This is a genomic window from uncultured Shewanella sp. (assembly GCF_947491715.1).
Taxonomy (GTDB): domain Bacteria; phylum Pseudomonadota; class Gammaproteobacteria; order Enterobacterales; family Shewanellaceae; genus Shewanella.
In genome coordinates, this window is record NZ_CANLKR010000011.1 from 98,496 (window position 1) to 125,336 (window position 26,841).

The 26,841-nt window shown below is 39.8% G+C and carries 24 protein-coding genes; 4 read left to right on the top strand and 20 right to left on the bottom strand.

The window, feature by feature from the left end; translation table 11 throughout:
* Positions 1 to 93: 93 nt before the first annotated feature.
* The 3 genes from Q0779_RS10045 to Q0779_RS10055 all read right to left on the bottom strand — a co-directional run bounded on the left by Q0779_RS10045 (position 94) and on the right by Q0779_RS10055 (position 2,745).
* Positions 94 to 981 carry a zinc metalloprotease gene (locus tag Q0779_RS10045; RefSeq protein WP_298772185.1) on the bottom strand — a complete coding sequence of 296 codons (888 nt, stop codon included), beginning with the start codon at positions 979 to 981 and terminating at the stop codon, positions 94 to 96.
* Between the two features lie 600 nt (positions 982 to 1,581).
* Positions 1,582 to 1,710, bottom strand: coding sequence for a hypothetical protein (locus Q0779_RS10050; RefSeq protein ID WP_298772187.1), 129 nt, complete (start codon positions 1,708 to 1,710; stop codon positions 1,582 to 1,584).
* A 468-nt stretch (positions 1,711 to 2,178) separates the two neighbouring features.
* Entirely contained in the window at positions 2,179 to 2,745 is a 567-nt protein-coding gene (locus tag Q0779_RS10055) for a type II secretion system protein GspG (RefSeq protein ID WP_298772189.1), read from the bottom strand.
* Positions 2,746 to 3,385: 640 nt separating this feature from the next.
* Between Q0779_RS10055 and Q0779_RS10060 the strand changes: the two genes are divergently transcribed.
* Entirely contained in the window at positions 3,386 to 4,336 is a 951-nt protein-coding gene (locus Q0779_RS10060) for a hypothetical protein (protein ID WP_298772191.1), read from the top strand.
* 506 nt (positions 4,337 to 4,842) lie between these two features.
* Here Q0779_RS10060 and Q0779_RS10065 read toward each other — a convergent pair.
* From Q0779_RS10065 to Q0779_RS10105, 9 genes are all read right to left on the bottom strand, one after another.
* On the bottom strand, positions 4,843 to 5,022 hold the full coding sequence (locus Q0779_RS10065) for a hypothetical protein (protein WP_298772193.1): 180 nt from the start codon (positions 5,020 to 5,022) through the stop codon (positions 4,843 to 4,845).
* A gap of 427 nt (positions 5,023 to 5,449) precedes the next feature.
* Complete coding sequence (locus tag Q0779_RS10070) at positions 5,450 to 5,932, bottom strand: Sbal_3080 family lipoprotein (protein WP_298772195.1); 483 nt, start codon at positions 5,930 to 5,932, stop codon at positions 5,450 to 5,452.
* A gap of 164 nt (positions 5,933 to 6,096) precedes the next feature.
* Complete coding sequence (locus Q0779_RS10075) at positions 6,097 to 6,273, bottom strand: hypothetical protein (protein WP_298772197.1); 177 nt, start codon at positions 6,271 to 6,273, stop codon at positions 6,097 to 6,099.
* A gap of 243 nt (positions 6,274 to 6,516) precedes the next feature.
* On the bottom strand, positions 6,517 to 6,870 hold the full coding sequence (locus tag Q0779_RS10080; RefSeq protein ID WP_298772199.1) for a DUF1428 domain-containing protein: 354 nt from the start codon (positions 6,868 to 6,870) through the stop codon (positions 6,517 to 6,519).
* A gap of 284 nt (positions 6,871 to 7,154) precedes the next feature.
* Positions 7,155 to 7,877 carry an AbiV family abortive infection protein gene (locus Q0779_RS10085; RefSeq protein WP_298772201.1) on the bottom strand — a complete coding sequence of 241 codons (723 nt, stop codon included), beginning with the start codon at positions 7,875 to 7,877 and terminating at the stop codon, positions 7,155 to 7,157.
* Between the two features lie 741 nt (positions 7,878 to 8,618).
* Entirely contained in the window at positions 8,619 to 9,005 is a 387-nt protein-coding gene (locus tag Q0779_RS10090; RefSeq protein WP_298772203.1) for a ribonuclease E inhibitor RraB, read from the bottom strand.
* Between the two features lie 39 nt (positions 9,006 to 9,044).
* A complete protein-coding gene (locus Q0779_RS10095) occupies positions 9,045 to 9,278 on the bottom strand; it encodes an RNA-binding S4 domain-containing protein (RefSeq protein WP_298772205.1) in 234 nt (77 codons plus the stop codon).
* Positions 9,279 to 9,474: 196 nt separating this feature from the next.
* A complete protein-coding gene (locus Q0779_RS10100) occupies positions 9,475 to 9,753 on the bottom strand; it encodes a peptidylprolyl isomerase (RefSeq protein WP_298772207.1) in 279 nt (92 codons plus the stop codon).
* 132 nt (positions 9,754 to 9,885) lie between these two features.
* Entirely contained in the window at positions 9,886 to 11,721 is a 1,836-nt protein-coding gene (locus Q0779_RS10105; protein ID WP_298772209.1) for a DUF885 family protein, read from the bottom strand.
* 73 nt (positions 11,722 to 11,794) lie between these two features.
* Between Q0779_RS10105 and Q0779_RS10110 the strand changes: the two genes are divergently transcribed.
* Entirely contained in the window at positions 11,795 to 12,298 is a 504-nt protein-coding gene (locus Q0779_RS10110) for a diguanylate cyclase (protein WP_298772211.1), read from the top strand.
* A gap of 71 nt (positions 12,299 to 12,369) precedes the next feature.
* Here the strand turns inward: Q0779_RS10110 and Q0779_RS10115 are convergent, their stop codons facing one another.
* The 7 genes from Q0779_RS10115 to topA form a co-directional block, all read right to left on the bottom strand.
* Positions 12,370 to 13,632, bottom strand: a complete 1,263-nt coding sequence (locus Q0779_RS10115; RefSeq protein WP_298772213.1) for a hypothetical protein — start codon at positions 13,630 to 13,632, stop codon at positions 12,370 to 12,372.
* A gap of 5 nt (positions 13,633 to 13,637) precedes the next feature.
* On the bottom strand, positions 13,638 to 14,255 hold the full coding sequence (locus tag Q0779_RS10120; RefSeq protein ID WP_298772215.1) for an energy transducer TonB: 618 nt from the start codon (positions 14,253 to 14,255) through the stop codon (positions 13,638 to 13,640).
* A 1-nt stretch (position 14,256) separates the two neighbouring features.
* Positions 14,257 to 14,661: a biopolymer transporter ExbD gene (locus tag Q0779_RS10125; RefSeq protein ID WP_298772216.1), complete on the bottom strand. Its 405-nt coding sequence runs from the start codon at positions 14,659 to 14,661 to the stop codon at positions 14,257 to 14,259.
* Between the two features lie 13 nt (positions 14,662 to 14,674).
* Positions 14,675 to 15,202: a MotA/TolQ/ExbB proton channel family protein gene (locus tag Q0779_RS10130; RefSeq protein WP_298772217.1), complete on the bottom strand. Its 528-nt coding sequence runs from the start codon at positions 15,200 to 15,202 to the stop codon at positions 14,675 to 14,677.
* Positions 15,202 to 16,557 (bottom strand): MotA/TolQ/ExbB proton channel family protein, encoded by a 1,356-nt coding sequence (locus tag Q0779_RS10135; protein WP_298772219.1) that lies wholly within the window; start codon positions 16,555 to 16,557, stop codon positions 15,202 to 15,204. The genes Q0779_RS10130 and Q0779_RS10135 overlap by 1 nt, the downstream gene beginning before the upstream one ends.
* The gene (locus Q0779_RS10140) at positions 16,557 to 17,339 is read right to left on the bottom strand and encodes a DUF3450 domain-containing protein (protein WP_298772221.1); all 783 of its coding nucleotides are present in this window, start codon (positions 17,337 to 17,339) and stop codon (positions 16,557 to 16,559) included. The genes Q0779_RS10135 and Q0779_RS10140 overlap by 1 nt, the downstream gene beginning before the upstream one ends.
* 846 nt (positions 17,340 to 18,185) lie before the next feature.
* A complete protein-coding gene (topA, locus tag Q0779_RS10145; RefSeq protein ID WP_298772223.1) occupies positions 18,186 to 20,852 on the bottom strand; it encodes a type I DNA topoisomerase in 2,667 nt (888 codons plus the stop codon).
* A gap of 356 nt (positions 20,853 to 21,208) precedes the next feature.
* On the opposite strand from topA, the gene astB reads away from it, so the two are divergent.
* A complete protein-coding gene (astB, locus tag Q0779_RS10150; protein WP_298772226.1) occupies positions 21,209 to 22,555 on the top strand; it encodes an N-succinylarginine dihydrolase in 1,347 nt (448 codons plus the stop codon).
* 119 nt (positions 22,556 to 22,674) lie between these two features.
* On the opposite strand, the gene Q0779_RS10155 is transcribed toward astB, so the two are convergent.
* The gene (locus Q0779_RS10155) at positions 22,675 to 25,113 is read right to left on the bottom strand and encodes a hypothetical protein (protein WP_298772228.1); all 2,439 of its coding nucleotides are present in this window, start codon (positions 25,111 to 25,113) and stop codon (positions 22,675 to 22,677) included.
* A 285-nt stretch (positions 25,114 to 25,398) separates the two neighbouring features.
* Here Q0779_RS10155 and Q0779_RS10160 point away from each other — a divergent pair, with 285 nt between their 5' ends.
* Positions 25,399 to 26,712 (top strand): dicarboxylate/amino acid:cation symporter, encoded by a 1,314-nt coding sequence (locus Q0779_RS10160; RefSeq protein ID WP_298772230.1) that lies wholly within the window; start codon positions 25,399 to 25,401, stop codon positions 26,710 to 26,712.
* Positions 26,713 to 26,841 lie beyond the last annotated feature (129 nt).

The window sequence follows — 26,841 nt, forward strand, 5'->3', positions numbered from 1 at the left end:
AAGTATTTAACAATAAAATTGACAGCACTACCACCAGTGATCTCTGCCAATTACCGTATGACTATCACTCAAAGAAAGACGATTAATCACACCTTATAGATTTCGATAAATAGAGCTGAGTTCATCTGCACGAATTGACTGACCTTCACTGAATTCATACATACAAGCGTCATCAGTGTAATCCATAAAATTATTGATAGGATCCAGCCCTGCCGCTTTACTACCTCGAGTACAACTATCACGATTCACCGGACAACCATAGGCGGCACTTCTTTCTGCTGGAGTATCACTCACAAAGTCACCAGACCCACGGCACCCGCCTTGAAAAGTATGATATAAGCCAAGCCAATGCCCCACTTCATGGGTACCTGTATCCCCTTCATTGTAGGGCGTCGCACTGCCATTAGGCAAAGATTCAAATAACACAACGACCCCATCATCAATCGGATCTGAGGCATAATCACTGGGGAAAGTCGCCCAACCTAATAAACCACCGCCATTATTAGTGTAAAAATTTAAATCAGAAGCATCTCCCTGACGTAAAGCTGTTTTCATTTGCCTTTCGGCACTGGAGCCGTAATCAGCATTAAACCAGGCATCATCTTGGCTCACATCGATTGAGACTAAATTAAAGGTAAAAGGTGTCGTACTATACGCACTATTGAGCACAGCGATTTGTGCATTAATATCAGCAATGGATACTTGGCCATTGTTATCACTGTCGGTAATAATATGCATATAAACATCGACAGGAACAGAGGCAATACTGCGAAGACTGTTGGCGCTTCTTGAGGCTTTTATTCGCAGTTCCTGAAAGTGTTTTTCCTTCATCATTGCTTCGTTATCACTAGGGTGTTTAGTGCCACAATAACGATCATAAGTTTTTTTTTCGACGTTATTAGTCGCCTTAGATTGAGCCAAAAAAGGTAATAACAAAAGGGGTAAGGCTGATATTACAAGAAGTATTTTATTAGACTTCATTAATAATTTCCTTATTAAGTGAATATTGTTCATAGGCGTGAATTTTTAGACAAAAATTTTTATATGTTAATTTCTAAACGTGAACTGTCCAAAAATATTTCAACACAGATATCACTTTATTAATTAATAATAACCATTAAACCCGAGTTAACATTAATCATAAAGCTAAGATATATCCTAGAATGCAGTTTAAACTAAGTCAAACATTAGAACCTTCTAATCCTTGAATATTATGGGATTATTATTAGAGCATTAGCAGAATATTATGTGACTACAACCTAACGCTTAATTATAAGTAACTAGAAACAATTAACCACCCACAATTAATCAACTAAAGTATTACAGTATATTTAAACGTAAAAAAACTCAAATAAACCCTCCCTTGAAAGTTAGACACAAAAAATAAGGAAAATAAGAAAATAAGGAATTAAAAATATCTAAAAAAATTAAAGAAAATTAAATAAATCAAATAAAGAATTAAATAATAAATGCCATCATCAGCAATATTGGCAAAGGGCAATCTTTTCAATTGCAGCCAAGCAAACCTTAAAGGAAGCCCCAAGAGCAATGTCACCATGATTGAAATCATAAGGTTACCTATCACCCCCCCCCTTTTACTTCATCTGCAAAAAATAGCAATGACCAAGATAAAGCTAAACACCCCATCAGTACTACTAGGCCTATTCTGACTTGAATAATGTATTTTTTCTCGATTTTAAATTCTTGCATAAATCCCTTAAAGCCCAAGCGACTTCAATCATAAAGCACATTAACAGCTGATTTAATTAGCTTATCAACAATACTCTTACAGGAATTTTATCATCATCTAAGACAACCACGACTTAAGATGCTCTCATCAATAAGTCGCATTTGGGCCAGGTTCAAATATAGAAAAGTATTTTTAAATCTATACAGGAGTAAATAGCGCACTTCTACTGTAAACAAAGGACAAATACAAAAGTGCACACTTGTTAAGCCTGTCCTTTCTTTGCTTTCTTTCACTTCTTTATCTTCACTATGTAAAAAGTCAGTGTCAGTCAGCAGGTAAGTTCATGACTTCACTCAACGGCAGCCTTAATAGTACTATTGATTGTGTTCATAAAGAATATTAGAGTCTAAATCATTATACCAAAGATAAGACCTGACTCTGTGTCTTTTCTTAAGTTTCAATTGAGTGATTGATACTATTGTTTCATATTAAAGATCGGGTGCAAAGGAACCTTCAACAACCAGTCCAATATTCTCTATTACCAAAGGAAGAATATCATCTGAAGTATTAATAAGACCATCACGCCCATAAGCTCTAACATGATATTGATTTTCACTAATTAAACGATAATAAAAATACTGTGGTTCCTGCATCAATCCCTGCGAGGCATCATACAAAAATACCATGGTGTTTTCGGGAAGAGATGCTTCCAATATTTGAAGTGTTTCTGGGTAATGACCATTTTGTACTTTATAAAATTCAATGGCTTGAATAACACTGGTTAAATGTATTTTTGTTTGTTTGACTACCAGATCATCATAGATCCCACCTTCAGATGAATGACCTTCATTAACAAAAGCAAAGTAACCTATAGATCCATATAAGATTAAACTAAAACCAATGCCAGCAATACCGACAGCCATTAACTTAGTATGCTTTATTAATACTCCCCAGACAATTGCCATTAGACCAAATAAAATGCCAAAAAAAGGGATAAATGACATTCCACCGATAATATAACCCAGACAACCAACGGACTTTTTTTCATATTTCATAATTAACAACTTCCTTATTGTTCACTGAAACTTTCCATGTTAAAAAGCAAACATTAAAATACCATTCGCTCACGACAATGTAAACAAAATGTTAAAGCAAAGTATCAAGACGAATGATCATAGAATGTACCTAAGGATATATTTTTATTATTAATCAAAAACGAGCAAAACAATGTACTTTTATTGAGGCATAACAGGCTGATCACACCCAATTAGAGGGATTGGTGTGCAGGTAAATGAACAACCACGTTTAACCTGATCTTGTTTAAACCCTTGTTCAACACATTGTTCAAAGGAGAAGCGCCCGCACTGTTAAGCCCGTCCTATCTCTGTTTTTTAGTTCCTTTATACATAAACTCCTTATCTGCGAGCAGGCAAGTTCATGACTTCACTCAACGGGAACATTTATATTTGCTTTGATTTATATATTCATTACTATTACAACTAGTATAAAGTTGCAAAAATAATTAAATAGATTATAATCCACCCCCCCTTTCCAAGGGTAGTAAGATTAATTATAAAAGTAAAAAACACCAGGTTCAAGCACTGAAAAACATGAACCATTATAATCAACAAATTACTAAATTACTAAATTACTAAATTACTAAATTACTAAATTACATATTAATGGATTAATTACATGAGTAAATGTACTAAGTTTTTATTATTATCAATTCTATTATCTATTTCTTCAACGTCTTCAGCAGCTAAATATACATCTGTTATTTCATCAAAGGATTACAGCTTTGAATTATCAAAGGATAAAAACTATAAAAAAAAGTTGAAAATCTCAGATAAATCATTAAATGGTAATATAATTAAAACACACAAATTACTAGACAATGCATTTGTCAATCTACAATCATTAAAACAAAAAATAGAGCCAGAATTAAAAAAAGCAATGGAAGATTCTGGACTTCACTTCCGTTGGTTTAATTTTTCGGTAACAGGGCCTATAGAAATAAAGTTAAGTGGTACTTCAAGTGGCAAAATTAAAGCAGAAATAAGTAAATTTAGTTTATATGGAAAAGCAAAAGCAGAAAAAAGTTGGTATTTAAATGCTTATGCAACCTTATCTCTCAAAAATGCCTACGCTTCGGGTGAGTATGATCCTTCAACGGGTAAAATAAATAACTTGCAATTAAAAAGTAAATTAAAATTTGATTTTGACTCGACACTTAATTACGTAATACCACATATTGATGATATAGCTAGTTATTTTGGTAAAAAGTTAATCATAAAAAATATGAACAATATTGTTTCAGAATATCAAGGATATAAAACTGCTTATGGATTAAATAAAGTTATTCCTGCTAATAAATATGTTTATAATGGTATTGATTTTAGCTGGAAACTTGATCAACTTTTAACAGGGATGATAGCAGGGGAATTCATTCGTATTTCTATTAATGATGTTGATTTAAACCCATCAGCTAAACCACTAATATGTTCTCAGCCTGGACAAATGTCATGGAACAAAAAGATTACAGAAATCAGCCTATCTGATGAAGTGTATTTTAAAATCAATAGAAAAGTTACACAGAACTGTCAATGGTCTGGAGGTGGAGGATCGACTTTCCCTGATTTCTAACCTTTCATAATCATAAAGGTTAGAAATACAACGTCAATAATTAGGGGTATTTTCCCCTAATTATTGACGTTATATCCTAAATCGAGTAAACCTTTCATTGTTAGTGTGATCTAATGCCCTAATGGGGGTTATCAAAAACATTAAAAAATTCATTGTTTAATTATTCTCAAGATATTGAATTTATGACAACTTTACATCCGCATAAAATACGCACAATACTTGGCTAACTTAGAACTTAACGATGGGTGATGTTGGTTATTTTGCTTAACCGAATGTGCGAAAGTATTGCCTAGGATCAGGGCAACACCTCGAATAGCAGTGCACGTTAGTGTGTCCAATCTCGAAATGATGTTGCAATTTTAACTTGTTAGGTGCCTGCTTACTATCCATACTAAAACCCATGAATTTTCTCCTTGAGCCAATCCCCTTTACCTTCTTCTACAGTAAAATTAAATTCGCAGCCTTTCTCGTTCAAAAGTTTAGTTAGTGCTAATAGAAGGTCCTTATTAACCCCCTTTACCCTTTTTAAATTTGGATACACTTAATTTGATTGCTGTGACAAACTCAACAATGTATGCCTCTTTTAGGTTTCTAACACCTTCAATACAACCATGAATAATACAGCGATTTGCAGTTGTATCATCTAGTTCACCGGTGAATAACTTACCTTTGTCATTATATTCCATTCGTATAGTATAACTCCCCTTTCGGGATAAGCTGTCACAACTTCCAGTGCTATAGATAGTCACTTTTTTCATGGTTTGATTAGCCTACTAAAGTTGTAGTTAACAGCTTATTCAACAGCAACAGGATAATCTTCCAGACTGCTTACTCTTTTTTTAATACCAACCCTAGATCACAGCATTAAGCTAGATCACACCGCTAACCCATTGTTTTAAAATTATTATATACTAAAAAAATCAACTATTTATCAAGAATAGCAATGGCGCTACAATTATGGATAAATAACTGGCGAATTTTGGTTCAATCTAACAAAAAAGAGATAACAAGTGCCTAATCCCCTCATCATCTCTGTCCACTTTGTGCGGGCGTTCTGCCCGCTTTCAGCCGACTCCCCGTCGCATACACCCGCCGACTTATTTATGACATGACTTAATATTTCTCAGATGAATTGACTATTTCTGTGGCTTTTTCATCACTCATTTGACCAAAAAGTGCAGCCATCATCAGCCTGATCCGCTTCTCGGCGCTACCAAATTTGCTGGGATTCATGGTATAAGGCACATGAAAGTCCACTTCACCGACTTTTTGACCTTGCTGGTACGCTTTAATTTCGGCATCTTGTAAATATAATGCAAGATCCCATCTCCAAAGCCCCTCATATTCAAGGGTCAATTTACTCAAATCATGTTTTGCCCCACTATCTATGATCTTATAAGTATAGTGATTCTCTGTGAGCCAACTCTCCATCGCCTCTAAAAAACCTTCCCGAGTCGCATCATCTTTCACAATCACGATATCAGCTTTATTTGTCATAGCCTTAATGGGCTGAGCAGCATAACGAGGAGAGCCACAACCCGATAAAATCAGTAACGTAATAAAAACAAATAAAAATCGGTTACATCTTTTCATCATCAACCTTCCTGTTGTCCCTGTTAAAATGTTATATTTATGTTATTACTTGAAAATAAGGCGAAATAATAAAGCATTATAAATCAATTGTATACTTTTATAATATCCTCTACATTCGACAAATCTTATTCGAATAAACTGGCGTTAATCACCTTGTGGCCAACTCATCATGTGATGTTGTGATTCATTTCTAGGTTAATGGCTTCTAGGTTGATGGCTTCTAGGTTGATGGCTTCTAGGTTGATGGCTTCTAGATTAATGGCTTCTAGGTTGATAACTTCTAGATTAATGGCTTCTAGGTTAACAACTTCTAGATTGAACGTAGCGAAAGGAGAAACCCACACACAGTTAAGCCCGTCCTATCTTTGTTTTGTTTAATTTCTTTATCTTCTCTACGTAAAAAGATATCAGTCAGCAGGTAAGTTTATACCTTGACTCTAAGAGAGTGTTTCAGGCGTACGAGGATCTTTGTATCGTATACTGTCTATCACAGCACTATTTTTATCCTCATTTTTGAACGAAATATATAAATGAAGCACACAATACCGCGCTCAGCCTTCAAAGGCCGGTGACAGCGCCTATTTGAGTTACTCATCTAGAAGAATATTGAAACCACCATAAATTAAACGCTTACCATCAAAAGGCATAGGGTTGTTATCGGGATGCATCCTTGGATCGTCCATCATTGCTTTCCAAGCAAGATCACGAGCCTCTTTGGAAGGCCATGTGACCCAAGAAAACACGATTGATTCATTGGTTTCTCGTTTTACGGACATGGGGAATGACGTAAATTCACCTTCGGGAACATCATCTTCCCACGTTTCTACTATTTTTAATGCGCCATTTTCTTTAAATATAGCGGCAGACATTTTTGCGTGTTCAATGTACTTTTCTTTATTCGTGGTGGGTACAGCGGCAACAAATCCATCGACATAATGCATTTCACTCTCCTTAATAAGCGATAAAATATAAACAGTCTCCTTCAAACATTGACTCACCCATAAACCAAGTCGAAGGAAATCAAATCTACTATTAATGATAACTGTCTATGAATGCAGCCCATCCGTAAATACAGCTAAAGGTTATTAATTAGTCAAGTAACTTTTTGGTGTCTTGATTACTCTTTCTGATGTTTAACAAATATCCAGTATTAAACTGGTATTAATATATTAAAAATAATTATGGTTTTGGTTTCTGGCTGCTGCCTCGACTTGTTAGCTGATATTTAATTCGCATCTGAGACTCTAAATAATTTGTTTTTACGACCATATTCATTATGGTAGCCAAGAATAATTTTATTTGTGTTGACTTTATTGTTTTCAAAGCAGTCAATCAAATACCACCAAAAGTCCTCTTTTTTTATAAGATTACTAAACACATTCGCCTTTAAGCCAAAGACAGCATCATCAACTTTTGACTTTTCCGATGGTTCATTATTATTAATATAGTGACGGGTTGTAAAATTACAGTATTCAGCAAGCCTTACTGAGTCTTTTGCTGCAACATCCCTAATCACATAGTGAGGCGTATATATTTTTGACTCAATATAATTTATATCTGTATACATCGAGGGCTCTCGGCCATTTTTAAGTGCAATCATTAAATCCAAAGCTTTTTCAACTGCCCCTTTAGGATCTTTTGATGTGAGGATTGATGCATGAAAAGCGGCGTTAATTTTATTAGAATGACTTTCTATGGATTTTATGATCTTAGAAGTTATAGCTGAATCACTTAAATTACGCTCACTGGACTCAAAACATAAATATGCTTTGCCAACCTCTTCTATAGCGGCAACTGATAAAAAATAAGCTCTAGCTAAATGATCATTTTTGAGTAAAAGATTAGCTTCTTTTATCAGCTGCTTTGCGTTATCAAATGAAGCTAATGATAAATCTTTTAGAATATTAACAGTAAACCTAAATTCGGGTGGAATTCTTGATGTTCCCATCGTTCACCTAACCTTTGTATAGTTCGTTTTCTCAATTTAATCTGCTTTTACTTAACAAACATACTTTTACTCTTTCCCAATCTCAGTTAGTCAAAACACACATGACTAATACACTGTATTTAAATCAGTTAATAACAATACTGATACGCCCATACTATCAACAGTCCTTCTAACTAAACCATTACCCATAAATACTAAAACCTTTGAAATCGAATGCGCTAAATCACAATTTTCAGTAAAAAACCAGTCCATACTTGACCCAACACACTCAATTCGAAGCTATACACTGCCTTTGTTTTTTGCTTTTAGTCCCCATCGAAATTGACGAAAATATTTTATCAGTCATCGCGTGAGCGAGGCACGGATGCCGAGGTAGCCTTAGTTGAATCAGGGATGATGAATCTAAGGCGATAGCGATGACTGTTAATAAAATAATAAGGCGCTTAACTTCGTCTGGGGCAGCAAGGTGATCCAAGAGGGAATTGCTGTGGTTTCCCTTTTGGCCCTGTGTGAGTGGGCACTCACTATGTTCCATTAAGCGAAGCTTAATATTTTCCACCTGCTGCAGGCAATTAGCATCAATAAGGCCATGGTTAATAGAAAACCAGTCCAATATAAATAGACTAGGTGAATACATAAAAAGGAAGGAACAGCTTCATGAAAAGAAAAGTATTGAACTCAGAAGTTCAAGTATGACAAATCAATGTCATACTCAAACCCCACTAATGTGTCAGTCACACATTAGTGATTACAATCTGGGCCATGTTCATGGTCATCATCCATAAACTCATCATCGCCTTCTTGATGCTGCATCACGCCCCAACCATCACTCATGCCGCCAAACTCACTGGCGAAATCATTGAGACTCGATTCTTGCGCAACCAGCGCATCATATTCAGGTACCATGTTTAAGCACACAATGAGCTCCCACTTACCCGACTCGTCGTTTAACAGCAGCTCAACTTCACCTTCTAACGCTTTCGTTTGAATATCTTCTAAGGCCGACTCTGCATCTCTTTGATCGTCAAAAACTAAAAAGAAATCAATATCAAGCGCTTTCGATAAATCAATGCCAGCATCCGCCATGGCCGCTAACATTTTACCATTATCATCATCTGGGTATTGCATAAACCATTCTCCAATCTTATAAGCAGATAATATTCACTTTTAGCCAGCCGCTAAAATCTTGACAGACTCACCATTAAACGTCACGGTTTCTCCCGCTGTTACCTTTTTACGTTTACGGGTTTCAATCTCGCCATTAACCTGCACAAGACCTTCAGAGATCACATGCTTAGCTTCACCACCCGCACTCATCCACCCCTGCACCTTCAAGACTTTATAAAGCTCAATGTATTCTTCACCCGCTAATAATGTTAGTTCAGCCACTTGATTACTCACTTAGACTCGCCTTTATCAAAATATATTGCGCCGCATTATACCTGAACTCATTTACAGTGTCTGTTTCAACCAAGGTCACAACACATTCGACAATGACAGCTTACCAATAAAAAATGAGTAACAGTGCAAGACTGTTACTCATTTCTCTAGCAAACTCAGGTTAAAACCTGGTCAATCCAATATTAAAAAATGCACATTATCCGCGGCTAGTCACTTCAAGTAAGTGATAACCAAATTGTGTCTTAACCGGTCCTTGGACTTCATTCAATGGCGCACTGAATACAACCTCATCAAACTCTTTTACCATCATACCAGGACCAAATGAGCCTAAATCTCCACCTTGTGACGATGAAGGGCATGAAGAGTTTGCCTTAGCAACGTCACCGAAATCAGCACCCTCTAAGATTTCTTGCTTTAACTCTGCACATTTTTCTTCAGTGCTCACTAAAAGGTGTCTTGCTGTGGCTTGTACCATAATGTTACTCCAAAAATAAAGGTAAGCCGATGATGATAGCAATACATCGGCATCAATAAACGCTGTCAGTATAAAAACAAAAAACGATTTTAAAAAGCCCTATCGCTACTTTGTTTCAAAATACCCACTCAATTAGTGGCTAGCTTGTTGTTGCTTGAGCTGCTGTGCAGTCCAATTGTGAATTTTTAATGTCAACACTTCCATGGGTAATGCACCCGATGTTAATACTTGATCATGAAATGCCCGTAAATCAAAATACTCTCCTAATTCCGCCTGCGCCTCTTCCCTTAATGCCAATATTTTCAATTGACCCACTTTATAAGACAATGCTTGTCCGGGGATAGCCATATAACGCTCAACTTCCGCAGTAATATCCGACTCCGCCATGGGTGAGTTATCTTTCATATATTGAATCGCTTGCTCACGGCTCCAACCTTTTGCATGTAATCCCGTATCCACGACTAAACGCATGGCTCTGAGCATTTCATCGGAAAGTTTACCAAAATATTGATATGGATCCGTAAACAGTCCCATTTCGATACCCAAATACTCGGCATAAAGCGCCCAGCCTTCTTCAAAGGCATTATAACCCCCAAAGCGCTGGAATTCTGGCACGCCAGTGAGCTCTTGCTTAATGGCAATTTGAAAATGGTGACCTGGCGCCGCCTCATGAAGTGATAACGTCGTCGTGCCCCATTTAGGCTGCGCCTTAAGGTTATAAGTATTGATGTAAAACACCCCAGGGCGAGAACCATCTACCGCTGGCGCTTCATATGAGGCCCCCGCAGCGGATTGCTCTCTGAAACTTTCAACAGGCTTTACCACATAGTCGGCTTTGGGCATCACATCAAAATAGGTTGGCAACTTGACATTAATTTTATCTTTCAGCTGCATGTAAGCCTCTATAAGCGCTTCTTTATCTTCAAAGAAATATTCAGGCTGGGATGAAAGTGAAGTAAAAAATGCAGCAAGATCCCCTTTAAAGCCTACTTGTTCACGGACGTTATCCATCTCAGCGCGGATCCGTGCCACTTCCTTAAGGCCCATTTCATGGATCTCATCCACAGGTATGGTCGTCGTGGTGTGCTCATTGGCCAGTTGCTGGTACCAAAGTTGTCCATTGGGTAGTCCCCACCAACCATCACTTCCACGAGCAGCAGGCAAGTAACGCTTTTCTAAATACGTATTAAAATCAGACAAGGCAGGAATGAGCTGCTCCAGAATAAGCGCACGATATTGTGTGGTCAGCCGCTTTTTTTCATTCGCCGTAAAATCACTTGGAAAATTCTTAATCGGCTGATAAAACACACTGCTAGTAACATCTTCTACTATTTGCGCTTGTAACTGGGGGATCATGCGCTCCACTAACGCACGGGGAAGCACCACTTGACTCTCAATGCCCTCATTCATGCGCACTTGCGCATCGCTAAGCCACTGAATAAATTCTTTTATTCGAGCCTGCCAGTTTTCATAATCTTGCACTGTGTTAAAAGGCTGAGCACTATCGCCACTGCCTAATTGCACCATAGTGATTATATCGCTAGAGAATTGATCCATTGGCATAAAGTAGTGAGGAAAGGCTTCATCCGCTAATGCCATATTCCTATCATACATAAACACATCGTAGCTCAACTGCAATTCCGTCGGCAGCGCTTGACGATCAATTTTTTTAAGCTTAGCTAAATACTGAGTATTAAGCTCATGACGCTGTTTTAAATAGTCATCGGTTAGATCATTAGTAAACTGATGATCATAATCATGGACGCCGACAAAGGTCGCATCCAATGGGTTAAGTTTTAAATAATCTTTGAAATATTGATCCACTAACTGTAAATATTTTTGCTCTTGACTCTCATTACGTGCCACTTGATCCTCGGCGTTATTTGCCGTTTCTTGTGGCGCATTCGGTGAGCAAGCACTCACTCCCAATGTTAATCCAATCAAAATGGCTAAAACTGCTTTTTTCATTTTTTATTTTACCTTATCAATAGACAGTCATTTTTTTCCTATACTAAATAAAAGACCGTCAATGGAGCTGATCATGATGTACGCCGTTAATCAATCCGATATACGCGATCCTGACACTGGGATTTACAATTACACTTACTTCTTAGAATCCTTCCAGCACGAATGGAAACGCCATATTAGAACCAATGAAAGCTTGATGTTATTGTATCTATGTCCAAACATTCATGAAACAGTAACACAACCTTATTTATTAAAATCGTTAATTACTCATGTGCAAGCAAACCTCAGAAACAGCGATTTATTCGGTCGGCTCGATCCCCAACGCTTCGCCATTGGGATTTTCTCTATCACCCCTGCAGTCACCCAAGTGATCATCAATCGAATCGAAAAAACCATTTTGGATTTTAATCAGCAATACAGCCAACAACATGCTACTCAAGTGGACTTCACCTTAGCTGCCTGCGCCTGTAAACCCAATAATGCGTTACATGTTGAATTACTGTTTGAGAAATTAGAGCAAGTCAGTAACGAAATAAACTGCTCAAATGACAAAGTCACTGTGATCACTCACCTTTAATATCCAGTCAGTCATAAGACAAGCAATAAAAAAGCCCCTATTTGGGGCTTTTGAAAAACATAATATAAAAACTACAAACTTACATTATGGATCCGTGCTTTCTCTTCAATATAAGACAAGTAACTGGTCGCACTGCGTTTTGTCTTTTTATCATTCGCTGCAAGTTTGGCGCGTTTATAAGCTTGCTTATACTCTTTTAAGCTCAAATAAGCCAAAGCTAGCTCAAACTGTGCTTCACCAGGATTCTTAATACCCGCAGATAATGACTTTTTAAAGGCACTAACTGCAGACTGATAGTTTCCTTCAAGCGCCAATGTTCGGCCTTGCTTTAAATAAAGCTCACCATCATTATCGATAGCGGCCGCTTTACCATAATAACTGGCCGCCTCTTTTAGCTCTTTCGCGTTATGATAAAAACCCGCTAATGTGCTTAAGCTTTTCTCATTAGTCTCAATCAAGCCTGATTTAAGGGCTTTTTCAAAAACTTTTGCTGCACGGTAAGGCGAGCCTTTTTGTGCAAGTAATTGAGATAATCGAGTCACGTTAGCGCCAGTTTCTAAAAAGCCATTTTTATAGGCTAAATCATAAGTGGCTAAAGACTTAGTGTAATCTTCAGTCATCAAATAAAACTGCGCTAACTGCACCCAAAGTCGCTTATCGTCTTGGAATAAAGGCACCATGACTTCAAGCACTTTAACGGCATTTTTATATTGTTTCTTGTTAAAATAAGCCGTTAATTTCATTTGATAAAGCCCTTTATCAGGCTTATCACTTAGTGCAATACCTTTATCAACCACTTCAAGCACTTTATTCCAGTTTTTCTCTTCAGAATAGGCAATACCAATACGGCGGTAAACTTGCGCATCTTCCTTACAAGTAAAGCTCATCCAATCATAATAATAAGGAATGGCTTGCTTAAACTGTTTCTCTTGCAATAACAAATCAGCATATAAACGCATCGTACCAGCGTGATCAACACCACCTAATACGTTTGCATCAACCGCTTCTTTCAAGTATTGAAGTGCTTTCTTCATCTGCCCTTTTTCGGCATAGAAGTTACCTAGCATTCTAGCAACATACGCTTTATCGAAGGTTTTTCTAGGATTAGCTTCAAGCAATATGCTCAAGGCTTCATCTAAATTCCCCTCAGAATACGCCGCAAAAGACTTTTGGACTTTTTTAGCCACACTTTGACCAACAGCTTTAGACTGACGCGCATCGATAGGGCATTTTTCGGCGGCATAAGCCGTATTAACCACACTGCTTGCGACAAAGGCTGTGCCACTGGCTAAAGAAAGAACAAGTGCAGCTGCGATTGAATTCATCTTAACCATCACTATTACCTCCCTTTATCCAATTTAAAGTCAAGCTGTACAGTTAAACCGGGTTGTTTAATGGCTTTACCATCAACAATTTTAGGCTTGTACTTCCACTTACGTAAGGCTTTACGTGCTTCTTTATCAAAGACGCGCTTAGGCTCAGCTTTGATCACTTTAACGTCTTCAACACCACCAATTTCATTAATGGTAAAGCTCAACTGTACCCAACCTTCTTTACCATCACGCGCGGCGGCAATCGGGTATTGGGGCTCAATTCGAACAATCGGTGTTGCATCGCCGTCACGGGTCATCATGCTACCCATTTTAAAACCTGTGTCCGTCGCAGCGGCATTCACTCCACCCATATTAAACGAAATATTCGTATCAATATCACTTGAGCTATCCGGTGGCGTGATATCTGGTTTTGGTGGCTGCTCTGGTGGCGTAGGAGGCTTAGGTTTTACCCTTGGCTTTTTCGTCGCTGTGGCATCTTGTTTGCTCATGGTAATTTCGATCACTGGCGAGTCTGTAGAAGTAACGTGGCGGGTTGGACCGCCACCTACTAAAAAGGCCATAAAAACGAATAGAGCAAAAGTCACAGCACCACCAATTAGCAATGATACTATTACTCTTATCATATTAGTCTTTCCCCGCTGAAACCGAAATCTTATCGATACCTGCTTTTTTCACATTATCCAAAACTTTAATCACTAAGCCATGTTGGGCTTCTTTGTCAGCTTGAATAAGGACGGCCGCTTCTGGTGCTTCAGCAAGCATTCTTTCTACGTTTGCTGTTACACGTTCGATATCAACTTGACGATTTTCCATCATGATAACGCCGGTTTTACTGACGCCAATGAAGATGTTAGCCGACGGTTTCTTAGTCGCTTGAGATGCTTCTGGCTTGTTATAATCTAGGCCTGAAGGTTTGACAAACGATGTTGTTACAATAAAGAAGATCAACATGATAAACACGATGTCTAACATCGGTGTCATATCAATTTGCGCTTCCTCTTCCACGCTGGAGTGCTTTCTACGTGCCATGTTCAATCTCTCTCTAGTGGTGCGGCATGCTGTCTTTTAGCTTTTCAATACTGATTTTCATTTGTGCATCAAGACGAGTACTGAAAAATACTCCTGATAACGCTGCAACCATTCCTGCCATTGTCGGCATGGTTGCCATTGAAATACCAGCTGCCATCATACGCGCATTACTCGTGCCATGAACTGCCATAATTTCGAAGACTGAAATCATACCGGTTACAGTTCCCAGTAAACCTACCATAGGACAAATTGCCACTAAGGTTTTAATGATCAGCATACGAGCCGTTAAATCTTGCTTTGCTTGGGATATCCAAGCTTCACGGATCCGGTGTGCATACCAAGAGGTTGAATCCTCTCTTTCATCCCATGTGTGAATGATTGCTTGATGTTGCTTTGGCGATACCCATTTCAAATACCAGTACCGCTCAAGCATCAATACCCACATGACAAATAACACTGCCGCTACAATCCAGAGGACATCGCCTCCGGAGGCCATGAAGCCCCTGACGGAATCCCATAAGTCCATCAGGTATAGCATCATTAGTCGTTCCTCTTCTCAGCGTGAGCAGCAATAATACCTGCACTTTGCTCTTCAAGTACTTGAACAATCGTCTTGCTACGAGCAACAACAATTGCATGAAGAAGCATTAACGGTAGCGCCGCTACTAGCCCTTGTACTGTCGTCATCAATGCCATAGAAATACCGCCAGCCATCAGTTTTGGATCGCCAGTACCAAACAGTTGGATACTTTGGAAGGTCGCAATCATACCGGTTACGGTACCTAATAGACCCATCATAGGCGCAATGGCCGCAAGCACTTTAATGATTGAGATACGAGACTCAAGTGCTGGGGTTTCTTTCAGAATGGCTTCATCTAGTTTCAGCTCAAGTGTTTCAACATCAACATCTTTATTGTTGTCATACACTTTAAGCACACGACCTAAGGCGTTATTACCAGGCTTGTCTAAGTTCTTACGCTGGGCTTTCACTTTCGCACCTACAACACCCAGTGTCACTAAACGCTCAAGGGCAATTAAGGCGCCTAAGATAAGTAAAACAATAATGATATAACCAATGGTTCCACCGGCCTCAATACGCTCTTCAATCGTCGCTTTTTGAGTGAAGATGTTTAAGAGCACACCACGTACAGGGTCAATATACAGTTTAGCGTAACCGGTTTTGGTTTCTTCAAACTTCTTGATAGGCGAAACTTGATAACCGTCAGGTTGTTGAGATAATTCCTGAATAAGGTTTAACTCAGGGTTATAAACCACATACTCATTATTCGCTAATAAGTTAAAGGTACCCACACGGGTCACTTTAGTGTTTTCAACACTGCCATTAATGTCAGTCACTGTGCCATCGAAGGTCACAACTTTACCTGACTCAACCATTTCAAATAACTGTGCTTCCCAAAACTTATGTAGCTCTTCAATTTTAGGCAGCTGCTTACGGGCTGCAAGCTCCTCAATAAAAGTATTACGGCCTGGGTATTGTGCACTGATATTCGATGCGGCCAGCTTACCAGCGAAATCACCCGCATCGCCTTTCACCACACCAAACATCTCACCTAAATCACCTTGAGCGGTTTTTAAGTCTTCTTCTAACTGAGCAATTTTACGCTCGTTATCCAAAAATGCTTGGTTTAAGTCTTTACCACGTTGTTTTTCATTTGCTAGGGCTTGTTTTTCGCGTTTCAATAACGCGGCTTTGTCCCCACGCTCATTTCTGAACTCTTGCTCACGTTTCTTGTTGACTTTCGCATCGGTAGCACGATCCGATTGAACTTGCTTTAAAAGTTGGTCAATGGTTTTCGGTGCATCAGCGGCACTCACCATGCCAGACATTAGCGACAGAGTAGAAGCAAGGATTGCTGTTTTTATTAACTTCTTCATTATTGTGCAGCCTCCGCAGCTGGAATGGGTAACGCAAAGAGATCAGGTGCACCTTGTTTACGTGCAATACGGATACCTTTGGTGATATCGCGTAAATAGCTATCATCTAGCTTTTCCCAACCCTTAGTGTCAGCGTTGTACATCCATGCTGATTTTTGATCTAAACTTTGTGCGTACAAAGCAACACGACCTAAACGAAAGAAATCAACCAAGATTTCTTTACCATCCATGTTTAACTTACCGGTATCCACTGCCACAAAATTACCATAGTCACGCTCAATGCTGTATGCATCAAGAATGAGGCGGTATTTCTCAGCTAAAGACACTTCAGCGCTGTTTAATAAACTTTTTAAATTAGCCACACGCTTAGTACGCGTTTCAGTGTTGAATGGCAAATCTAATTGAACAAACTGATCAAGTGCATCGACCATTTTAAACATCAAAGGCACAACACCTTGACGCAGTGTATCAATACCATTGATATCATCTTGAATGGATTTCATTGTCGCTTCTTGATCCGCGACCAATCCCGCTAAATAATCATTATATGCTTTAGTAGACTCGCGCTCATCGGCAACTGAACCGTATTCAAAAACCATATCTTGAGCTTGATCAAAATACTTGTCGACTTTCTTTTGAGACGCCGCTGACGCTTGATGAATTTTGCTGTCAGCATTTTGGACATTTGAAAGAGGGTCGGCCATCACGAGTGGGCTACCGGCTAAGGCTAATGCGCCTATAAGCGCCTTAGCGATTGTTGTTTTATTGCTTACCTTGGACATAGTTCCCAACCAATTTAAAGTGATGAAAAAAATCTTTAACTTAACGATAACAGGCATTCTTATTGTATTTGACTCCTGTATCTAAGCCTGTATTTCTATTGTGATTGTTAATTATTATCTTCTTAATTCCTATGGATGATAGGATGCAGACTGTCACGCATCATTCCACAAACTGTTAACCTGTGTCAACATTTGAGGAAGGAGAAAACTAGTAAAAAGCCAAGTTAGAGCATAGAAATCGTGCACAAGGGGTTAATTTGAACAAATATGAAATAAAAAGACATTTATTTAGCCATTCTCGCTTTGTGATAAGGCATTTTTGTTAACATAAAAAACACACCAAGTGCTGGCTTAACTCACAATGTGACTGAGACTCCGCCGCATTTTTTAAAGCAAGCACATTTAAAAATGGGGGGGGAATACTATAAAAAAACAACTAGAGTTCATAGACTAATATTGAATAAACCCACTTGTTAACACACAAAACGTTAATAACTTGAGATTAAAAAGTAACATTAATCAGAATAAGGAATTCTTAAGTCAAATACATGCTCAAAACGCTAAAATTAACAATTTCACTGCGTAATTAATCACCCGAGAATAAGCATGAAGCACACGGGTAAAACGATAAAGTGAGGTCAAAACCACTGTTTTTTATGTTTTCAACAACACTTTGTTTATGACAAAATGATATATAAAAGTTGAATAAAAAATGAATAAGCCTCCTTTCAATATCATGGTTAGTCCACATTTACCTTAAGCAACCTCTTCTCTTATTCAACCATACTCAGGCAATAAAAAGCCCTCAATAGTGTCACTATTGAGGGCTTAATAAGGTGAAAAGCATTATTCTTTGGCTTTGGTTTTTGCCTTGGCTTTAGGTTTAGCTTTCTTCTTCGCTTCAGCGAACCACTTTCCATCAATATATTTTGCTGTCCAGCCCGTGGCTTTACCGTCAACATCCGTTGCAACATATTGCTCTTTCGTCTTGCGACTAAATCGCACCGTTGCCAAATTACCGTCATCGTCCTTTACGGGCGCATCGGCTAAATATTGATACTTTGGCCAAAGCAAATCACGGTATTTCACTAATTCCGCAACTTGTGGACCACGGGTTTCTCGTGATTTAGGGAAAGTACTGGCCGCTAAAAAGATCCCCGCCGCGCCATCTCTTAATACGAAATACGCATCCGATTTAGTACACTTTAAATCAGGTAAGTGAATTGGATCCTCTTTTGGTGGCGCCGCTTCACCACTTTTTAGTAATTTTCGCGTATTCTTACAGTCACTATTGGTACACCCAAAGTACTTACCAAAACGGCCATTCTTAAGCTCCATATCATGACCACAACGATCGCACTCGATAATGGGGCCTTCATAGCCTTTAATCTTAAATTGCCCTTGCTCGACTTCATAACCGCTGCAACTAGGGTTATTACCGCACACATGCAATTTACGCTTTTCATCAATTAAATAGCTGTCCATGGCTGTACCACAAACGCCACATCGATGCTTGGCTCTCAGTGCATCGGTCTCAGCATCTTCACTGTTTTCACTAATGGCTTCTTCACCAGAAGTCAGGTTTAAAGTGGTTTTACAGCGCTCTTTAGGTGGCAGTGCATAACCTGAGCAACCTAGAAACACGCCTGTCGTGCCTGTACGGATCCCCATAGGCCTTCCACAAGTGGGACATTCGATATCCGTTAATACCATTTCATTTGGACGCATTCCCCCTTCTTCAGGTGGTAATTCCGCTTTATCCACTTGCTCGGTAAAGTCTTGATAGAAGCCATCGAGTACGTGTTTCCAATCTCGCTTACCTTGAGCGACATCATCCAATGTTTGCTCCATGCTGGCAGTGAAATCGTAACTCATCAACTCTTGAAAGCTCCCCACTAAGCTATCACTGACTATCTCACCCATTTTTTCGGCATAAAAACGGCGATTTTCAACTTTCACATACCCTCTATCTTGAATGGTTGAGATAATGGTTGCGTAAGTTGACGGCCTACCAATGCCCCTTTTCTCCAACTCTTTGACTAAAGACGCCTCACTAAAACGCGCCACAGGTTTGGTGAAATGTTGCTTAGGTAATAACTCTTTTAAGTTGAGAACATCGCCTTTATTAACAACAGGCAAGGTATTGTCTTCTTCATTTTTCTTCTTAATCGCAGGCTGGACACGTGTCCAACCATCAAACTTCAATATGCGCCCTGACGCTTTGAGCTCGTAATCACCCGCCGTTACCGTTAATCGAGTCGCATCATATTTAGCAGGCGTCATTTGGCAAGACACAAATTGACGCCAAATTAGCTCATATAAACGCTGCGCATCGCGCTCCATATCCGTAAGAGACGCGGATTCAACTTTCACATTTGAGGGACGGATCGCTTCATGAGCCTCTTGTGCGCCTCCTTTACTGCCATAACGCAGTGGTGTTTCAGGCAGATATTTATCGCCAAATTCTTGACCTATCATCTCACGCACACTATCCAGTGCTTCTTGACTTAAGTTCGTCGAATCCGTTCTCATATACGTAATATGACCAGCTTCGTACAAGCGCTGAGCCATCATCATGGTTTTCTTAACACCAAAACCTAATCGCGTGCTCGCCGCCTGTTGAAGCGTTGAGGTGATGTAGGGCGCGGATGGTTTACTCTGTGTCGCTTTGTCTTCTCTTGCCGTGATAGCAAATGAAGACTGGGATAATGCCTCAACAGCCGCTTGTGCCTGCGCTTCATTAATAGGTTTAAACGCCGTATTTTGGCACTTAACCACTTGCATTTTCAGCATTTCTTGTTTAGCCGTATTCAATTCGGCATGCACATCCCAAAACTCTTCAGGGACAAATGCTTTAATTTCACTTTCACGCTCAACCACTAAACGCACAGCAACCGATTGCACTCGGCCTGCGGATAATCCTCTTGCCACTTTTTTCCATAACAAGGGTGATGCCATAAAGCCAACAACACGATCTAAGAATCGACGGGCTTGCTGAGCATTGACCATGTTGGTGTTTAAATGTGAAGGCTGACTAAAGGCATCTTTAATTGCCGATTTAGTGATTTCATTAAACACCACACGTTGATAGCGAGATTCATCACCGCCAATCACCTCTTGTAAATGCCAAGCAATCGCTTCCCCTTCTCTATCCAAATCGGTCGCGAGATAGATATGATCGGCAGATTCCGCTAAGGTTTGCAGCTCTTTTACGACTTTTTCTTTACCTGGTAAAGTTTGATAATTTGCTTTCCAACCATGTTCAGGATCCACTCCCATACGGGCAATTAATGCCTGTTGAGCCTTGACCCTTTTGTATTCCGCTTTATCTTCTGCCGACATTTTCCGTACTTCAGCAGGGGATTTACTGGCCACTTTCGTGTCCGCATTTGCAGATGTCGGTAAGTCCCGAATATGTCCCACACTCGACTTAACGATGAATTCTTTACCAAGATATTTGTTAATAGTCTTGGCTTTTGCCGGTGATTCGACAATAACTAGCGATTTACCCATAAATTAATTTGCGCCAACAAGTTTCAATATCATGAAAATTGGCTCCATATATAGAGTGTTGTGCAAACACTTTCAAGTGGAACCCTGTTTTATTTGCATTAGTGAGACACTTTTTAACCGTTTTACAAAAAATAATGAAAAATAATACTGCGTATTTAAAAACTAATATTCCATGATTAGTCATTAAGCAAGGTCTCTTAGTGCATTTCAATTCAGATTGCCCTTTTCTGTAACATTTATCAAACTTGTAACCTTTGCTGCTTGTGTATATTGTGCGCTAAACAGCGCCGTTTTATCGCTATCCACCGATCTTTTGGATATACATAAAACAGCCTCTGCCGATTTAAGGATATACAATGGATCATTTTGAAGCGAATTTTGATGGACTTGTGGGTCCAACTCACAACTACGCCGGTTTATCATTTGGCAATGTGGCCTCATTTAATAATGCCGATGCCATCTCTAATCCTAAAGCTGCCGCTAAACAAGGGCTGGCTAAAGCCAAAGCCGTTGGCCAATTAGGATTAGTACAAGGCATATTGGCTCCTCAAGAGCGACCTGACCTTCATACGTTACGCCGCATCGGTTTTACTGGCTCTGACGCCAACGTGCTTACTCAGGCAGTAAAACAAGCTCCATTATTGCTTAATGCTTGCTGCAGTGCATCAAGCATGTGGACAGCCAATGCGGCAACCGTCTCTCCTAGTAGCGACACATTCGACAAAAAACTGCATTTCACACCAGCCAATTTAGTCGATAAACTGCATCGCAGTATTGAACCTATCACTACAGGCCGCATCCTCGCTGCTACCTTTAACGATAGCCGCTATTTCAGCCATCATCAACATCTGCCAGAACATGCTAATTTTGGCGATGAAGGCGCGGCCAATCATACACGCCTATGCGGTGAGTATGGCAATAAAGGCATAGAGCTGTTTGTATACGGCCGTGAAGCCACAAACCTTAATGCCATTGCCCCAAAAAAATACCCTGCCCGTCAGACATTAGAGGCCTCTCAAGCCATAGCACGATTACATGGTCTATCTGATGAACAAGTCGTGTATATTCAGCAAAATCCAGCTGTTATTGATCAAGGGGTATTTCACAATGATGTCATCGCTGTAGGCAATCAAAATGTGCTTTTCTATCATGAGCAAGCTTTTCTCAACACAAAAGACAAACTAGCTGAAATACAAGAAAAATTTAATCAGACATGCAATAGACCACTGCATTTCATTGAAGTTCCAACAGGAAAAGTCAGTATTTCGGATGCCGTCAACACTTACCTTTTTAACACGCAAATTATCACCTTACCCTCAGGGGATATGGCCATTATTGCGCCCACAAATTGTGAAGAAAATCCAGCGGTGAAAGCCTATTTAGATGAAGTGGTGACATTAGGCACCCCCATTAAGAAAGTGCACTATTTTGATGTAAAACAAAGCATGCAAAATGGCGGAGGCCCGGCCTGTTTACGTTTACGTGTCGCCATGACTAAAGCGGAAGTCGCAGCAGTCAATCCTCACACGTTAATGAATGACCACTTATTTACCACGCTCAACAATTGGGTGGATAAACATTATCGTGACAGGCTCAGCATTCATGATTTAGCCGATCCTCAGCTTATTGTTGAATCGCGCACGGCACTGGATGAATTAACCCAAATCATGCAATTAGGCAATGTGTATCAATTTCAACGTTAAAAATGCATTATCAACAGAATTGACGACTAATAAGTCAATGTGCCTAAACGATAAAAAAACCAACACTTAAGGTGCTGGTTTTTTATCGACATAAATTTACAAGGGAGTTCATATAAACATCATGGTGTCGGTGTCACACTGATCACCACATTGATACTCGCAATATAAGTTTCAACCCCTGATGGTGTCGTCACTATCACATCTAATACACCCGATTCGGCTTCCGTGCTTCCCTTGACGGATACATTAACCGCTAAACCTTCCCCACCTCTATCTTGCACAATAATGGGATTGGTTGTGGCAATACTACCTGCTGAGGTTTCAAAGCTAATTTGCGTGCCTGATGGTAAGGTTTGATTGTGTAAATCCGACACTATCATAGATAAACTGCCGATCCCTTCACCTACAATATCCATTACTTGATTACTCGTATCACCATTACTATCAATGATCACGGGTTGTGAAGCATAGGCCGTACTGCCAGACATGACTAATACAATATTTTTCCTGATATCAATAGAAACCGTATCATCTTCTATCGAGCCACAATTTGTATTTCCCTCAAGCGCACACAAAACACCATTATATAATCCATCAGCCTCATTAAATGACCCGTCACTATTAAAATCAATTAGTTCCTCTAATTCCCCGCCAGCTTCACCGCCAGAGACTTGTGGATTAAAAACATTATCTTCATTGAAATCCTCAAAGGCCTCATCCATATCATAGGGCTCGCCTTGAATATTGAGATCATTAATGAACACATCAACTTCATCTTCATCAAAACGGCCATTACCATTGAGATCCGCAAAAGATTCTTCCCCAATGGCAAAAGCAGTAATCGTCGCACGGCCCCCCATCGGCTGACCAAAAGCAGTATCTGAATATGCTTCCTGTACATCGAAATAATGCGTATCAGCAGGTAAGTTAGTTTGATGATAATCCCCAACAGGGCGCACATCTTGACTCCGCCATGTCACAAAGCAGCTCCCATTTTCGGTCAGACAATAATCATCAATGCTCCCGCCTTCGGTGCGAAAGGTCACCGCCGTACCGTCAGGTACCGGATTATTAAACGCATCAGCAAGCCTTGCGGTGACAATCACTTCTGTGCCATCGATATCCCAACCCTCCGGTGAGTAGTTATTTGCACTCAATGAGACACTGTCTTGATCGGCAATGCCTGTTGTCACCACCAACTCACTCGATTGGCTGGAAATATCATCATATACACCGTCATCATTAACAAGGTAAGCGGTCACGCGAATAGGCGTTGCAGTGGTACCGGCATTTACTGTGGTTTGCACTAAGCCTTCAGCATTGGTTGACGCGTTTGTTGGATAAAGTTCTAAACCTCCAACCTCAGTATTTAACGAAAAAGATACCGTTTCATTACTCATGGGCTGACCGCTCACATCCAGCACCTTAAACACAACTAACGATGTCGCAATACCGCCTGTATTTTTAATGCCTATTTGCTCAGGCGTTGCCGACACAAATTGAATGCTGCCTTTATCAGCAGCAAGGACATTAATATTGCCCGTTGCCGTTAAACTTGTGCCCACATCGGCTGTCACCGTAATGATATCTTCTCCCACACACCCTTCTGCGCGGTAGGTACTCGATGCCCTCCCATTGATTGCCGTAACCGGTGAACTTAAAGAAGCTAAATCCGCATCGGTACAAATAGATGAGAAATTAACTTTAATGAATTCATCCGTATAAAGGCTACCTTCATCATCTTGAATTTCAATCGATACTGTTACTGTCCCGCCTGCCGATAACTGATCCATGCTCACTAAAGCCAGACCTTCTACAAACGGCTCTCCTGATCCCATTTTCAGATCCTTAGCACCCACGGTAAAAATAACCTGATGAAATTCGTCACTGCTGATCCTCGCAGTGACAGTATCGGCGCCGAGTTCCGTTGCAGCATAAATATCAGCCATTGCGACACCATCTTGTGTCACAACAGTACTAATGGGAATAGAAGCTAAATTACTGGTGAAGGTGACAATAACGGGATCATCTGTCCCTATTACCGTCGCTTTTAACTGACCAGGCTGTTTAGCGGTAATGCTTTCAATAGCATTACCCTCTTCATCGGTAAGCTCAAGTATGACTTGCCGTAAACCCACGACACCACCATCACCTATCATCATAAATGTGTGTATATCATTAATATCGATCTGATTGGTCAATGTGGCAGTGATAGATCCAGCGCCTTTAAGGTTAGAGGTATGAAGCATCACCTGCGCTTGACCATTGGCATCAGTGATAGCCGTTCCTGTTATCGGATTAAACGAGCCTAATGCTGGGTCATTTAGAGTAAAAGTTACCAATTCATTTTCAAGCAATCCTCTTTTTGAACTTCTGACTGTTGCAGTCACCGTTGCAGGACTTGCAGCTGAAATTTCTTGTTGGGAAATAGACAATGCGAGAAAATAAGTTTCCTCTGTGGGTTCATCAGACTCTTCTTCAAAACTCCCACCACCACCGCAACCTAGTATGATAAAACAACAAAACACAGCCGTTAAAAAATGTTTAACTGACTCCATTGTCAGCTCCTCTGTTAGTTCGATCACGATACAAACAACTTAAGAACAACTTTGGAACAACTTAAAAACAACCCATCCAACTACAAAAGTTAACCTCAAAACAACAATTTGGCAACCGAAACCCTTAACAATATAATAACCACTTAAGTTTTTAACTTTTAGTCCATTTGAAGCTGACTGTAAGCTGACAAAACATTTCATCCTTGGCGCTTTCTTGTTAGGCTTTAACTCTTCATTTGAAAAGGCATGCACAATTAGCTCCATAAAAATTATAAAGGAAGCAATATGGCTAAGACTCAAACAAAAAAGCTCGGCCTAACCAGTAAAATACTGTTAGGTATGGCAGGCGGGATCCTCCTTGGACTCTTGCTTCGAAACCTCTTTCCAGAAAGTGATGTCATCAAAGAATATTTAACTGATGGCTTTTTAAATGTGATAGGAACAATATTCATTTCTGGCTTAAAAATGCTGGTTGTTCCCCTCGTCTTTATTTCTCTTGTTTGCGGAACTTGTTCCTTAAGTGACCCCTCAAAACTGGGACGCTTAGGGGGAAAAACCATTGCGTTTTATCTTTTCACCACTGCCATCGCCTTATGCATGGCAATTCTTATCGCCATCGTGATCCATCCCGGTAATGCAAATTTAGTGGCCGAAGGCATGCATTTCGATGCTAAACAAGCACCTAGCTTGTCCCAAGTCATTATTAACATTGTGCCAACTAACCCAATCAAGGCTATGAGCGAAGGTAACATGCTGCAAATTATTATTTTTGCGGTCATCTTCGGTTTTGCGATTTCTCACATTGGTGAACGAGGTAAACGTGTTGTCGCTTTATTTGAAGATTTAAATGAAGTTATCATGCGTGTTGTTACCTTAATCATGCAATTAGCTCCTTATGGTGTGTTTGCCTTAATGGCAAAACTGGCCTTAACGTTAGGCTTAGAAGATTTCCAAAGCGTCATTCAATATTTCTTTGTTGTGTTGCTAGTATTGCTCATTCATGGCTTTATCGTTTACCCAACATTGTTAAAGCTCTTCTCTGGATTAAGCCCTATCACCTTCATTCGTAAAATGCGTGATGTGCAATTATTTGCCTTCAGCACAGCAAGCTCCAATGCAACCTTACCCGTGACCATTGAAACCGCCGAGCATCGATTAGGGGCCCACAATAAAATTGCCTCGTTTACCTTGCCTTTAGGCGCTACCATTAACATGGATGGCACTGCAATCATGCAAGGCGTCGCGACCGTCTTTATCGCACAAGTCTTTGGTATTGATTTAACCATTACCGACTATGCAATGGTCGTTGTTACAGCAACATTGGCCTCTATTGGTACGGCTGGCGTGCCCGGAGTTGGGCTTATCATGCTTGCCATGGTACTCAATCAAGTAGGACTTCCCGTTGAAGGTATCGCATTAATTATTGGTGTGGATAGATTATTAGATATGGTTCGCACTGCGGTCAATGTCACCGGTGATACTGTCGCGACCTTAGTCATCGCTAAGTCTGAAAATGAGTTCAATGAGGACGTGTTTAACTCGCCTGTAGCAGGTCATCCCGCTAAAAACTTTAAAGAGCAAATGCACATTAAAGAGTAAAGGTTTCTTCCCAAAAAAAGCGTCCAATTGGACGCTTTTTTTCATCGATAATCTGTTCCGTCCTGAGGTAAGTTGACACTTTGGAGACTTATCTATGAAAACCTCAAAAGCAATGGGCGTTAAACGCAC

Excerpts from the sequence above, each read along its gene's own strand:
- Q0779_RS10120 (WP_298772215.1), bottom strand. The coding sequence starts at position 14,255 with ATGATAAGAGTAATAGTATCATTGCTAATTGGTGGTGCTGTGACTTTT.
- Q0779_RS10105 (WP_298772209.1), bottom strand. The coding sequence starts at position 11,721 with ATGAAAAAAGCAGTTTTAGCCATTTTGATTGGATTAACATTGGGAGTG.
- Q0779_RS10140 (WP_298772221.1), bottom strand. The coding sequence starts at position 17,339 with ATGTCCAAGGTAAGCAATAAAACAACAATCGCTAAGGCGCTTATAGGC.
- Q0779_RS10085 (WP_298772201.1), bottom strand. The coding sequence starts at position 7,877 with ATGGGAACATCAAGAATTCCACCCGAATTTAGGTTTACTGTTAATATT.
- Q0779_RS10055 (WP_298772189.1), bottom strand. The coding sequence starts at position 2,745 with ATGAAATATGAAAAAAAGTCCGTTGGTTGTCTGGGTTATATTATCGGT.
- Q0779_RS10050 (WP_298772187.1), bottom strand. The coding sequence starts at position 1,710 with ATGCAAGAATTTAAAATCGAGAAAAAATACATTATTCAAGTCAGAATA.
- Q0779_RS10115 (WP_298772213.1), bottom strand. The coding sequence starts at position 13,632 with ATGGTTAAGATGAATTCAATCGCAGCTGCACTTGTTCTTTCTTTAGCC.
- Q0779_RS10065 (WP_298772193.1), bottom strand. The coding sequence starts at position 5,022 with ATGGAATATAATGACAAAGGTAAGTTATTCACCGGTGAACTAGATGAT.
- Q0779_RS10135 (WP_298772219.1), bottom strand. The coding sequence starts at position 16,557 with ATGAAGAAGTTAATAAAAACAGCAATCCTTGCTTCTACTCTGTCGCTA.
- Q0779_RS10125 (WP_298772216.1), bottom strand. The coding sequence starts at position 14,661 with ATGGCACGTAGAAAGCACTCCAGCGTGGAAGAGGAAGCGCAAATTGAT.
- Q0779_RS10090 (WP_298772203.1), bottom strand. The coding sequence starts at position 9,005 with ATGCAATACCCAGATGATGATAATGGTAAAATGTTAGCGGCCATGGCG.
- Q0779_RS10060 (WP_298772191.1), top strand. The coding sequence starts at position 3,386 with ATGAGTAAATGTACTAAGTTTTTATTATTATCAATTCTATTATCTATT.
- Q0779_RS10160 (WP_298772230.1), top strand. The coding sequence starts at position 25,399 with ATGGCTAAGACTCAAACAAAAAAGCTCGGCCTAACCAGTAAAATACTG.
- Q0779_RS10080 (WP_298772199.1), bottom strand. The coding sequence starts at position 6,870 with ATGCATTATGTCGATGGATTTGTTGCCGCTGTACCCACCACGAATAAA.
- topA (WP_298772223.1), bottom strand. The coding sequence starts at position 20,852 with ATGGGTAAATCGCTAGTTATTGTCGAATCACCGGCAAAAGCCAAGACT.
- Q0779_RS10130 (WP_298772217.1), bottom strand. The coding sequence starts at position 15,202 with ATGATGCTATACCTGATGGACTTATGGGATTCCGTCAGGGGCTTCATG.
- Q0779_RS10070 (WP_298772195.1), bottom strand. The coding sequence starts at position 5,932 with ATGATGAAAAGATGTAACCGATTTTTATTTGTTTTTATTACGTTACTG.
- Q0779_RS10110 (WP_298772211.1), top strand. The coding sequence starts at position 11,795 with ATGATGTACGCCGTTAATCAATCCGATATACGCGATCCTGACACTGGG.
- Q0779_RS10045 (WP_298772185.1), bottom strand. The coding sequence starts at position 981 with ATGAAGTCTAATAAAATACTTCTTGTAATATCAGCCTTACCCCTTTTG.
- Q0779_RS10155 (WP_298772228.1), bottom strand. The coding sequence starts at position 25,113 with ATGGAGTCAGTTAAACATTTTTTAACGGCTGTGTTTTGTTGTTTTATC.
- astB (WP_298772226.1), top strand. The coding sequence starts at position 21,209 with ATGGATCATTTTGAAGCGAATTTTGATGGACTTGTGGGTCCAACTCAC.
- Q0779_RS10100 (WP_298772207.1), bottom strand. The coding sequence starts at position 9,753 with ATGGTACAAGCCACAGCAAGACACCTTTTAGTGAGCACTGAAGAAAAA.